Origin of the sequence: Devosia sp. (assembly GCF_040509215.1) — a bacterium.
Taxonomy (GTDB): Bacteria; Pseudomonadota; Alphaproteobacteria; order Rhizobiales; family Devosiaceae; genus Devosia.
Genome location: NZ_JBEVLL010000025.1, coordinates 1 through 11,340 on the forward strand (window position 1 = coordinate 1; position 11,340 = coordinate 11,340).

Genomic DNA, 11,340 nt, shown 5'->3' on the forward strand with positions numbered 1-11,340 from the left:
CGAGGCCGACGCGGACGCCGGGCCGCAATTGCTGCAGGCAGCCGAATAAAACAAAGGGCGCCACTGGCGCCCTTTTCATTTCCCGGTCGGGAAAAGATCAGTTCGGCGAATAGAAGATGTGCGCCCCGACTTCGGCTACGCGGCTGAACGTGTAGGACCAGGACGGGCGGACATTGGTGGTGTGGTAGAACAGCGCCGAGTCCGGAATGGCGCCGATTTCTGCGCCGGTCGCGTATTCGGCATAGACGTCCTTGGCGAGCGCCATGGAACGAGCCCAGGCCTGGCGTTCGCCCGGCGCATCGCCGCGACCATCGCAGGCAAAGGTGAACTGGCAGCGGTAGCGGCCCTGATTGGCGCCCTGATAGATCACGCCGCAGAGCGAGGACGGATACTTGTCCGAACGGGCGCGGTTGACGATGACATTGGCGACCGCGAGCTGGCCGGCAGCGCTTTCGCCGCGGGCTTCGTGATAGATCGCCTGGGCAAGGCAATCGCGCTCGGCATTGGCAACTTCGGCGCGCTTGGCGGTCGGCTGGTAGCCGCTGGCCACGTAGGCAGCGAGCAGGTCCGGCGTAACCGTCGGCTGATGCGTCGGCGCGGCGGGCTTCATGAAGCTGTCGATGGCCGACAGCGCGGTATTGCCGCCATCGAGCGAGCCGCGGGCGATATAGCCCATCAGCATTTCAGTCGAGAGAGCCGGCTGCAGCCCGCCTTCGGTCACATCGACCGAACGGAGCTTGTGCTGGCGCGCGACGTAGTTGGACAGAAGCGCATCGGTCAGTTGCTGTTGGCCAGGCGCGACCGGCACCATGGTGGCGCCAAGAGCGGGCTGGCTGCGAACCTGGGCGATGGGAGCCGGAATTTCGAGCGGCAACACAAAGTCGGTTTCGTTGGCATGAACAACGAGAGGCGAGGCAATCACGCCAGCGACGAAAACCGTCGCGGCAAGTGCAGCCACTTTGAAAGCGGCGCGCGAGAACCTGTGCCCCCAGCTTGAAGTCAATGCCCAGTCCTTGCCCCTGAGCCCTACCGTTACCTCCGGTGGGCCTTCTGGATGGATCGCATTCGCAATCCGTCTTTGCGGGGGCACACTAGCCAAGCCCGTAAAGAGATGGAAGCCAAAATTTACGGCTGGTTAACCATGCGCCTTAGCTTCTTAAAACACGGTTAATGCGCAAAGCCGATCTTGAAAACCCATGAAATTCATGGGCTTGCTATATGCTGATCAAAGGTTTTCGGAAGAAGTTAGAATTTTATGCGCTTTTTAGCGCGTCTGATTCTTAACAGACCGATGCGGCGGCAACACAGAATCCTTGCCTGCCGTTTACGTCAAGGCGGGCGCAAATATCGCCCGCCAAGGTCTTTTCCGTCAGTGCGGGAAGGCCGCCTTATGGACGTGGACGAGGCTTTCCATCACGGAAATGCCAAGCGCCAAGACCTCGTCATTGGGATGAACGAGGTCGGGGACCATGATCGTCTGCATGCCGGCGGCATGCGCAGCATGAACCCCGGCAAGGCTGTCCTCAAGCGCGAGGCAATTGGCCGGGTCGATCTTGAGCCGGCTCGCCGCCGTCAGATAGGGCTCGGGGTGCGGCTTGGGATGGGTCACGTCATCGCGCGTGACCACCGTCTCGAAAAGATCGAGCAGGCCCGCCGCACTCAGGTGGTGCTGGGCATGCGGATTGCGCGAGGAGGTCGCTACCGCGGTCGGGATATTGTTGGCGTGGAGCGCGGCGATGAAATCGTGCACGCCAGGCTTAACCGGGACGCCGCCATGCGAGCGGGCGCGCATGCTGACGCGGCACTTTTCGTCGAACAGGGCATAGGGAAAACTGACGCCATAGGCTTCGAGCAGAAGCTGATTGGTGCGCTCGTGGCTGCCCCCGACCATGGAACGATGCACATCGTCGGTCATTTCGAAACCGAGATCAGTACAGACTTCGAAGACGATGGTCTTGAAGACGGCTTCAGTGTCGAGCAAGGTGCCGTCCATATCGAAGATGGCGGCCTGAAATGGTGCAAGCTGTATCATCTCAAATGATATAGGCCGATTTGACCCCGGGCGCCAGACTTGGCGCCGCAAGCAAGCCTTGCGAAAAGCGGGCGCGGAAACGTTTAGAGCCCATGACCCAGTTTATTCCCGCCCGCCGCCACGAAGAGCTTGGCGCGGATTTTTTCGACCCCGTGGCCCCGGCCGATTTTCCGCAGACGATCCTGCGCCAGCGCGACCAGCGCTGGGCCGAACGGATTGGCCTTGGCGATCTGACAAACGAAGATTGGCTGAAGCATTTTGGCCGTTTCGAGCCCCTGCCCAGCTCGCTACCGCAGCCTCTGGCGCTGCGCTATCATGGCCACCAGTTCCGCTCCTACAACGCCGATCTCGGCGACGGGCGCGGCTTTCTGTTTGCCCAGTGCGTTGACCCCGCGGATGGGCGGCTCCTTGACCTCGCCACCAAGGGTTCGGGCAAGACCCCGTGGTCGCGCGGCGGCGACGGCCGGCTGACGCTCAAGGGCGGCGTGCGCGAAGTGCTGGCCACCGAAATGCTCGAAGCCTTGGGCGTCTATACCTCGAAGAGTTTTTCCCTGGTCGAAACCGGCGAGCAACTCTATCGCGGCGACGAACCCTCGCCGACCCGCTCGGCCGTTCTGACCCGCCTCAGCCATAGCCATATCCGCATCGGCACGTTCCAGCGGCTAGCCTATCTCGAGGACACGGACAACCTCCGCCGCCTCGTCGATTATTCTATCGCCAACTACTATCCGCACCTTGCCGACGCCGCCGACCCGACTGCCGCCCTGCTCGAAGCGGTGGTCGAAAAGGTCGCTGTTCTCGGCGCGCAGTGGATCGCCGCAGGCTTTGTGCATGGCGTGCTCAACACCGACAATATCAACATCACCGGCGAAAGCTTTGACTACGGCCCCTGGCGCTTCCTACCGGTCTACGATCCCGACTTCACGGCCGCCTATTTCGACCAGACGGGCCTTTATAGTTTTGGTCGCCAGCCCGACACGCTCGCCTGGAACCTCACGCGCCTCGCCGAATGCCTGCTGCCGCTCTCCAATATCGAGGCGCTGGAGCCGGCGCTGAACACGGTCTGGCCCATCTTCCGGACACAACTACCCCTCGCCATGCTCCGCCGCCTCGGCCTGTCGCCCCGCGACGAGGACAGCAACAACGCTTTTGTCACCGCGCTCTTCGGCTTTCTTTCCGCCAGCAAGGCGCCCTATGAGCAATTCTTCTTCGATTGGCGTGGCGGCAGCCTCAGCGCCGAACGCGCGGCGCGCAGTCCTTCCGCCGAATTTTACGCGACGGACGCGTTCCGGCCGCTGGCAGACCTGCTGGAAACCTTCGGACCGGCCTCGGACGTCAACCTCGCCCATCCCTATTTCGCCCGCGAAAAGCCGCGCACCATGCTGATCGAAGAGATGGAAGCCATCTGGGCGCCGATCGCTGAGCGCGACGATTGGGGGCTGTTCCATGAGACGCTGAGCGAGATCGCCGAGATGCGCGCGGCCTATCGGGTGAAAATCTGACCTCACATAACCCCCACCCTCATTCCCTCCCCACAAGGGGGAGGGAAGCGCAGGCTGAGGCTCTACGGTTCCATCGTCTCCCTCCCCCTTGTGGGGAGGGATCAAGGGTGGGGGTACCGGCCTCGCCGCCAGCCGAGTAGACTGCTCTCAAAACCACGGAGGACCCCATGCCCATCTACGCCCTCGACGGGATCACCCCGGAAATCTCTCCCGATGTGGGCTGGATTGCTCCGACCGCCGTGCTGATCGGCGCCTGCCATATCGGCCCCGAGGTCGGCATCTGGTTCGGCGTCGTTGCGCGGGGCGACATCGAACCCATCACTATTGGCGCGCGCTCCAACGTGCAGGAAAACAGCGTACTCCACACCGACAAGGGTTTTCCCCTTTCGATCGGGGAAAACTGCACCATCGGCCACAGCGCCATCATCCATGGCTGCATCATTGGCGACAATACGCTGATCGGCATGGGCGCCACCGTGCTCAATGGCGCGAAAATAGGAAAGAACTGCCTGATCGGCGCCAATGCGCTCATCACAGAAGGCAAGGAAATCCCCGACAATTCCCTCGTCGTCGGCGCCCCGGGCAAGGTCATTCGCCTGCTCGATGAGGAAGCCATTGCCGGCCTCACGGCTTCAGCCGATCGCTATGTGAAGAACGCCAAGCGCTTTGCGACAGGTTTGGTAGAAGTGCATCCGCCGGGCGATTTCGACCCGGCCTGAGCCACCCTATGGCAGCATAACATCGACGCGCAGGCCCTCGCCGGGCTTGCTCTTGATGGAAATCTGCCCGCGATGGCGCTGCACGATGTGCTTGACGATGGCGAGGCCAAGGCCAGTGCCCTTCTTCTTGCGGCTCGTCTCGACTTCAATGCGATAGAACCGCTCGGTCATGCGCGGCACGTGCTCGGGCTCGACGCCCGGACCATGATCGACCACGCTGACGAGATGCTTAAAACCGCCGCGATCGACGGGGGTCAGCGACACATCCACCGTCTTGCCATCGGCGCCATATTTGATGGCGTTGTCGACGAGATTTTCGAACACTTCATAGAGCTGGTTGCGGTCGCCCACGACCATCACTGGCCCCTCGGGCAGATCGAGCACCACGTCGAGCTCGGCCGCCTTGGCCTGGGTCTGCAGCCCCTCGCGCACTTCGCGCAAAAGCCCCGCGAGATCCACCGATCCCGTCGGGCGCACATGCTGGTACATTTCGATGCGCGACAGGCTCAGTAGATCGTCGATCAGCCGGCTCATCCGGTCGGCCTGACCGCGCATGATGCCGAGGAATTTTTCACGCGCCACGGCATCGCGCGCCGCCGGCCCGAGCAGGGTATCGATAAAGCCAAGCAGCGAAGCCAGCGGCGTGCGCAATTCGTGGCTGGCATTGGCGATGAAATCGGTGCGCATGGCATCGACGCGCTTCAATTCCGTCAGGCTCTGGAAGGTCACGAGCAGGTGCCGGTCGTCTTCCTCGAGCCAGTCGCTGCCGGGGCTACGAATGGGCGCGACGGTCACGCGGTCCCAGGTCTCGCTCGGCAGTGTTTCGTGCAGCTCAAAACTATGCGGCGTACCGGAGCGCAGGGCAGCATCCACCGCCGCGACCAGTTCGGGATTGCGCATAACGAGGGTCAGAACCTTGCCGTTCTGCACGTTGGGATATTGGCTCGCCGCTGCCTGATTGCGATAGGCGACCGTGCCGCGCCGGTCGAGCACGAGGCAGGATTCGCCCAGCGCCTCGGCAAAGGCGGCCATGACGTCCTGGTCCTGCCCTTCGGGCAGCAAGGCAATAGCCGGCGCCTCGACGATACGCGTAACAGTTCGGATAGGCATGGGGAGGAAAGCAACAAAGGCCAGCGCTACGACATAGCCGAGCGCAGCAAAATCGGGCCGCAAATTGCCGAAAAGCACCAGCGCGACAAAGAGGCCGGCGAGCCCCAGCAGGAGCCCGGCATAATTGGTGATGCGCGCCAGAATAGCCTGGCCGCGCAGCAATGTCTGGGGCGACTGGGAATCGTCCATTTTTGACTGCCGAATCAAGCGCTTACTCCCGCCACTTGCGCGGGATCGAAACTTCTAGCACGGTACCTGTGACAATGGAGCGACAGCGTGAGCGATCCCCTTACTGGCTTTGATATCGAGAACCCCGAACTGCCCGCCGCCATCGATAAGGCAGCGCTCAAATCCGGTGGCTTTCCCTATGACAAGAAACTCGACCGTGAAGAGTATGACACGCAGATCTATGCGCTGCAAAAGCAGCTCGTAAAGCTGCAGGCCCATATGGCCAAGGCCGGCGAGCGCATCGTTCTCGTCTTCGAAGGCCGCGACGCTGCCGGCAAGGGCGGCACCATCAAGACCATCATGGAAAACCTCAACCCGCGCTATAATCTCGTCGCGGCGCTGCCCAAGCCGAACGACCGCGAGCGCACGCAGTGGTATTTTCAGCGCTATAGCGACTGGCTGCCGGCGGCAGGCGAAATGGTGCTGTTCGACCGCTCCTGGTACAATCGCGCCGGGGTCGAACCGGTCATGGGCTTTTGCACCCCCGAACAGACCGAACTGTTCCTTCAGGAGGCGCCGGAATTTGAGAAGCGCGTCACCCGAGATGGTATTCGGCTCTTCAAATTCTGGCTCTCCATCGGCCGCGAAATGCAATTGAAGCGCTTTCACGATCGGCGGCACGATCCCCTCAAAACCTGGAAGCTCTCGCCCATCGACCTCGAAGCGCTGAGCAAATGGGACGACTATTCCAAGGCTCGCGACCGCATGCTGGAGCACACTGACAGCAAGCACGCTCCCTGGACGATCATCCGCGCCAATGACAAGCGCCGGCTGCGGATCAATGTCATCCGCACCCTGCTCAATGGCTTTGAATATGAGGGCAAGGACAGGAAGGCGATCGGCAAGATCGACGACAAGATCGTGCTGAGCGCGGACGAATTCTTGAAGATGGATGGGGAGTAGTCTCCTCTGCCCATCCCAGCCACTGAACGTCATCCTCGGGCTTGACCCGAGGACACTACACTTCAGTACAGAGCCCTCGGGGCAAGCCCGAGGGTGACGAACTGCGGCCCTACTTCAAAAACTTCGGCTCCACCAGCGCACCCTTGTGGCCAATGACAATCCCCGCCACACGATGCGCGTTCTCCGCCGCCTCGCGGATGGATTTCCCATTCAACCGCGCCGAGAGATAGCCGCCATTGAAACTGTCCCCGGCGCCGGTGGCATCCACCACCTTCTCGGCCGGTTTCGGCGAAATCCGCACCCGCTCGGAGGCCGTTGCGATCAGTGCCTCCTTGGCCCCGTCCTTGACCACCACTTCCTCGACGCCCAGTTCGAGATAACGGTCGGCCGTCTCATCCACGTTCTTGTCGCCAAAGAGCGGCGCTTCGTCGGTGTGCGTCGGCAGCACGATATCGCAAAGGCTCGCCGCCGCCGTCAGCACCGAAGCCATCACCCGCGGGCTCGACCACAAAGCCGGTCGCAGATTGGTATCGAAGGCAATCCTGGCGCCATTATCCCGCGCTTTGACGATGGCCCCAAGCAAGCGTCCGCGTGCCTTGGGCGCCAGAATGGCAAGGGTAATGCCGGAGAAATAGACAAGGCTTGCGCCCTCGACCGCCTTTTGCAGCGCCGACTTGTCATCAGCCAGAAGCTTTGCCGCCGACTGGTCGCGCCAATAAGTAAAGTGCCGGTCGCCCTTGTCCTGGTGGATCATATAGAGCCCCGGCCGCCGCTCGGGAATCGTGCCGATGTGGTCGGTGCCAATGTCATTGGTCTTGAGGAAGGCGCGGATATCGTCCGAGTAGCGGTCCTTGCCCAGCGCCGTCACATAGTCGACGCCCCAGTCTTTTCCGAGCAGCGCGCGCAGATACCAGGCAGTGTTGAGCGTGTCGCCAGCGTAGCCCAAGCGATAGGTACGATCTTCGCCGCCGCTCATTTCGATCATGCACTCGCCAATGCTGACGATCCGCTTGCCGGCCATGGCCATCCTCCCCAATTCCTCCAAAGGCTTATGCCGGGCGCCGCTTGCGCGGACAAGCCTTCAGCCCATAAACAAACGTACCTAGCGCTAAGCAGTCTTCCATACAAGATTGGAAGCCACTATGCTGCGCCCGATTTGTATTCCACGGAGCCGTCATGACCAGCCCGCGCCTCAGCCCTACCACCCTTGGCTCCCTCAGGCCGGGCATCGGCGTGCCGAACTATGATCGGGCCAAGGTAACGCCCGGCATCGTGCATCTGGGCATCGGCGCCTTCCACCGCGCCCACATGGCCGTCTATGTCGACGATCTCCTCGCCCAGGACCCAAGCTGGGGCATTGTCGGCGCCAGCCTCCGCCGCCCCGACACCAAGGAAGCGCTCGAACCCCAAGACGGGCTCTACACCATCGCCGTGCGCGACGCGGCCGGCACGCATCCGCGCCTCATCGGCTCCATTCTTTCGGTGATGGACGCCAATACCGAGCGCGATGCTCTCCTCGACCTGATGGCATCACCCGCTATCCGCATCGTGTCGCTCACCGTCACGGAAAAGGGCTATTGCCACGACCCGGCGACTGGCGAACTCGACCAGCGTCATCCCGACATTGTCCACGATCTCGCCAATCCCGCCGCGCCGAAATCGGCCCCAGGCATGCTCGTCGAAGCCCTCGCCCGCCGCAAAGCCGCCGGCATCGCGCCCTTCACGGTGATGAGCTGCGACAATCTCCCCTCCAATGGCGAAACCGCCAAGCGCATCGTCACCCGCTTTGCCGCGCTGCGTGACGCCGGTCTCGGCGAATGGGTCAAAACGGTTGCGTTCCCCTCGACCATGGTCGACCGCATCGTGCCCTCCACCACCGATGCCGACCGAGCTGAAGTGACCGACCTCATCGGCGCCGAAGACGCCTGGCCGATCATGACCGAGCCCTTTACCCAGTGGGTGATCGAAGACCATTTCCCATCCGGCCGCCCCTCCTTTGAAAAGGTCGGCGCGCAACTGGTCCAGAACGTCGAACCGTTCGAGCTGATGAAGCTGCGCATGCTCAATGGCTCGCACTCCACAATGGCGTATCTGGGCTATCTCGGCGGCTACCAATACATTGCCGAGGTCATGGGCGACGCGGCATATGTAAAGCTCATCCACGGCCTAATGACCGAAGAAGCCATGCCGACGCTGGATATGCCGGGCACCGATCTCGGCTTGTATCGCGACCAGCTCCTCGAACGTTTTCGCAATCCTGCCCTGAAACACCGCACCTGGCAGATCGCCATGGACGGCAGCCAAAAACTGCCCCAGCGCCTTCTCGGCACCATCCGCGATCGCCTCAAGGCCGGTCAGCCGATCACCCGCCTCGCCCTCGGCGTCGCCGCCTGGATGCGCTACGTGACGGGCGTCGATGAAGCGGGCAATGAGATCGACGTCAGGGACCCGCATGCGCTCAAGATGATGGCGATATCGGCCGATGCTGGCGATGACCCGGTGGCACTCTATGAGGGCCTGTCGAGCCTGACCGAAGTGTTCCGCACGGATCTGGCCGGCAACGCAGTGTTCCGCGACACTGTGGTGGGTCACCTCGAAAGCCTCTTCGATGAAGGCGCCAAGGCGACGGCGAAGCAAGTGGCTGGCTGACCGGTAGCCAGCGCACTCGCTGTTCCCACGGTGTCATTCCCGCGAAAGCGGGAATCTCTGTTTCCAAAAGGGTAGATTCCCGCTTTCGCGGGAATGACGCCGAGAGAGTGGTCGGGCCGTAAGGGCCCTAAACCACCCCCTCCAGCGCCCGATCAAAGATCATCAGCGCCCGTTCTTTCGTCAGCTCCACCGGGTTTCCACCCGCCGTCGGGTCGACAATCGCCATATCGCCAATCTTGTCCCGCTGCTCACCATCGACCTTAAAGTCTCGCAGCGTATGCGGCACTTCCAAGCGTAGCCGCAGCCCAATCACGGCATGGAGAAACGCGTCGAAGCTCGGCGCCAGCCCCAAATACGCCGCCAGCCGCGCGATCTTGCCTTCGATGGCCGACTTATTCGCCACCAGCACATAGGGCATGAACACCGCATTGGTCATGCCGTGATGGGTGTCATAAAGCGCCCCCACCGGATGGCTCAGCGCATGAATAGCCCCCAGCCCCTTCTGGAACGCCGTCGCCCCCATGGCCGCCGCGCTCATCATATGGCCGCGCGCCTCGATATCATTGGGATTAGCCGCCACCTTAGGCAGGTTCTCAAAGACCAGCCGAATGCCTTCCACCGCAATGCCATCGGCCAGCGGATGATAGCCCGGCGCACAATAGGCTTCGAGGCAATGCGCCAGCGCATCCATCCCCGTACCCACGGTGATGAACTTTGGCATGCCCACCGTCAGTTCAGGATCGGCGATGACGACCTTGGGCATCATCAGCGGATGGAAGATCACCTTCTTGGTATGCGTCGTCTCATCGGTAATAACGCCGGCGCGCCCCACCTCAGAGCCGGTCCCAGCCGTTGTCGGCACGGCGACAATCGGAAAAATCCCCTTGGGATCGGCCCGCGTCCACCAGTCGCCGATATCCTCAAAATCCCACATCGGCCGCGTCTGGCCGGCCATGAAGGCAATCACCTTGGCCGTATCGAGGCCCGAGCCGCCGCCAAATGCGATGACCCCGTCATAGCCGCCCTCGCGCAGCACCTTGATGCCGGCTTCGACATTGGCCGAAATCGGGTTGGGTTTCACGTCGGAGAAAAGCCCGACCTCAATGCCCCCGGCCTTCAAATCCGCCAGCACCTTCTGCGTCACCGGCAGCGCAGCAAGCCCCGCATCGGTGACCAGCAGCGGCTTCTTGATCCCCGCCACGTTCAACGCATCAGGCAATTCGGCAATACGCCCCGCGCCGAAGCGGACGGCGGTCGGATAATTCCAGTTGGCTTTGGTCATTCTGGCCTCGTGTCCCTAACTAACTCTCCGTCGTCATTGCCGGGCTTGTCCCGGCAATCCATCTCACCTCCGCATGGACCACCGGGACAAGCCCGGTGGTGACGATAGAACGGAGAGAAATTTTCAGTAGTGCCTCGAACGACGACTGCGGGGCACTCAAACCCGCCGCAGATGAAAACTCTTGGGCTGGGTCAAATTGTGGTAGCCGATCTCGCTCAGCCCGCCCCCCTTGCCAGTGTCTTTCACACCAGTCCAAACGAGCGCGGGATCAAGATAGTCGCATCGATTGGCGAAAACCGTTCCGGTCTCGACTTCGGCGCCGATCCGGCCGGCCGCAGCAAGGTCTTCGGTCCAGATCGAGGCCGTCAGCCCATAAGGACTGTCATTCATCAGCGAAATAGCTTCCGCATCATCGGCCACCTTCATGATGCCCACAACCGGCCCAAAGCTCTCCTCGCGCATCACGCTCATCTGGTGATTGACGCCGGTAAGAACCTCCGGGGAGAGATAGGGCGAGCCAGCCACATCGCGCCCGTCGCTCCAGTTGAGATGCCGCGACGCGCCCGATCGGACAGCCTCTTCGGTCTGTTGGCGGACATGATCGGCAAAACTGCCACGCGCCATCGGCCCGACAATGGTCGCCGGATCAAGCGGATCGCCCAAAGTCCAGCCACGCGCATGGCCGATGAAGCGGTCGACAAATCCGTCATAGACGTCGGCATGCACATAGATGCGCTCGACGCCGCAGCACGATTGCCCCGAGTTGAAGAAGCTCCCGTCGACGAGGTTTTCGGCGGCAAAATCGAGATTGGCATCGGCGCGGACATAGGCCGGGTCCTTGCCACCGAGCTCGAGGCCCAGTGTGGCAAAAGTCCCGGCCGCTGCCTTCTCGATCCGCCGCCCGCCTTCCACCGA

Annotated in this window: 10 protein-coding genes; 4 read left to right on the top strand and 6 right to left on the bottom strand. The window is 62.0% G+C overall.

What is annotated here, in order from left to right; all coding sequences use genetic code 11:
* Nucleotides 1–97 precede the first annotated feature (97 nt).
* Nucleotides 98–958, bottom strand: coding sequence for a cell wall hydrolase (locus tag ABW043_RS01180; RefSeq protein WP_353919415.1), 861 nt, complete (start codon nucleotides 956–958; stop codon nucleotides 98–100).
* A 411-nt stretch (nucleotides 959–1,369) separates the two neighbouring features.
* A complete protein-coding gene (locus ABW043_RS01185; protein ID WP_353919416.1) occupies nucleotides 1,370–2,032 on the bottom strand; it encodes an HAD family hydrolase in 663 nt (220 codons plus the stop codon).
* A 92-nt stretch (nucleotides 2,033–2,124) separates the two neighbouring features.
* Between ABW043_RS01185 and ABW043_RS01190 the strand changes: the two genes are divergently transcribed.
* Nucleotides 2,125–3,534 (top strand): protein adenylyltransferase SelO, encoded by a 1,410-nt coding sequence (locus ABW043_RS01190; protein ID WP_353919417.1) that lies wholly within the window; start codon nucleotides 2,125–2,127, stop codon nucleotides 3,532–3,534.
* Between the two features lie 167 nt (nucleotides 3,535–3,701).
* Nucleotides 3,702–4,253, top strand: coding sequence for a gamma carbonic anhydrase family protein (locus ABW043_RS01195; RefSeq protein WP_353919418.1), 552 nt, complete (start codon nucleotides 3,702–3,704; stop codon nucleotides 4,251–4,253).
* Nucleotides 4,254–4,259: 6 nt separating this feature from the next.
* Here ABW043_RS01195 and ABW043_RS01200 read toward each other — a convergent pair whose 3' ends face one another.
* Nucleotides 4,260–5,552 (bottom strand): sensor histidine kinase, encoded by a 1,293-nt coding sequence (locus tag ABW043_RS01200; protein ID WP_353919419.1) that lies wholly within the window; start codon nucleotides 5,550–5,552, stop codon nucleotides 4,260–4,262.
* 87 nt (nucleotides 5,553–5,639) lie between these two features.
* Here ABW043_RS01200 and ppk2 point away from each other — a divergent pair, with 87 nt between their 5' ends.
* Nucleotides 5,640–6,494: a polyphosphate kinase 2 gene (gene ppk2, locus ABW043_RS01205; RefSeq protein ID WP_353919420.1), complete on the top strand. Its 855-nt coding sequence runs from the start codon at nucleotides 5,640–5,642 to the stop codon at nucleotides 6,492–6,494.
* Between the two features lie 109 nt (nucleotides 6,495–6,603).
* On the opposite strand, the gene ABW043_RS01210 is transcribed toward ppk2, so the two are convergent.
* Nucleotides 6,604–7,515: a sugar kinase gene (locus tag ABW043_RS01210; protein WP_353919421.1), complete on the bottom strand. Its 912-nt coding sequence runs from the start codon at nucleotides 7,513–7,515 to the stop codon at nucleotides 6,604–6,606.
* A 155-nt stretch (nucleotides 7,516–7,670) separates the two neighbouring features.
* Here ABW043_RS01210 and ABW043_RS01215 point away from each other — a divergent pair, with 155 nt between their 5' ends.
* Nucleotides 7,671–9,143 (top strand): mannitol dehydrogenase family protein, encoded by a 1,473-nt coding sequence (locus tag ABW043_RS01215; RefSeq protein ID WP_353919422.1) that lies wholly within the window; start codon nucleotides 7,671–7,673, stop codon nucleotides 9,141–9,143.
* 127 nt (nucleotides 9,144–9,270) lie between these two features.
* On the opposite strand, the gene ABW043_RS01220 is transcribed toward ABW043_RS01215, so the two are convergent.
* A complete protein-coding gene (locus ABW043_RS01220; protein WP_353919423.1) occupies nucleotides 9,271–10,425 on the bottom strand; it encodes an iron-containing alcohol dehydrogenase in 1,155 nt (384 codons plus the stop codon).
* Nucleotides 10,426–10,581: 156 nt separating this feature from the next.
* A partial coding sequence (locus tag ABW043_RS01225; protein WP_353919424.1) for an aldehyde dehydrogenase family protein occupies nucleotides 10,582–11,340 on the bottom strand: 759 nt, incomplete at its 5' end.

Excerpts from the sequence above, each read along its gene's own strand:
- ABW043_RS01185 (WP_353919416.1), bottom strand. The coding sequence starts at position 2,032 with ATGATACAGCTTGCACCATTTCAGGCCGCCATCTTCGATATGGACGGC.
- ABW043_RS01190 (WP_353919417.1), top strand. The coding sequence starts at position 2,125 with ATGACCCAGTTTATTCCCGCCCGCCGCCACGAAGAGCTTGGCGCGGAT.
- ABW043_RS01195 (WP_353919418.1), top strand. The coding sequence starts at position 3,702 with ATGCCCATCTACGCCCTCGACGGGATCACCCCGGAAATCTCTCCCGAT.
- ABW043_RS01200 (WP_353919419.1), bottom strand. The coding sequence starts at position 5,552 with ATGGACGATTCCCAGTCGCCCCAGACATTGCTGCGCGGCCAGGCTATT.
- ABW043_RS01210 (WP_353919421.1), bottom strand. The coding sequence starts at position 7,515 with ATGGCCGGCAAGCGGATCGTCAGCATTGGCGAGTGCATGATCGAAATG.
- ABW043_RS01215 (WP_353919422.1), top strand. The coding sequence starts at position 7,671 with ATGACCAGCCCGCGCCTCAGCCCTACCACCCTTGGCTCCCTCAGGCCG.
- ABW043_RS01220 (WP_353919423.1), bottom strand. The coding sequence starts at position 10,425 with ATGACCAAAGCCAACTGGAATTATCCGACCGCCGTCCGCTTCGGCGCG.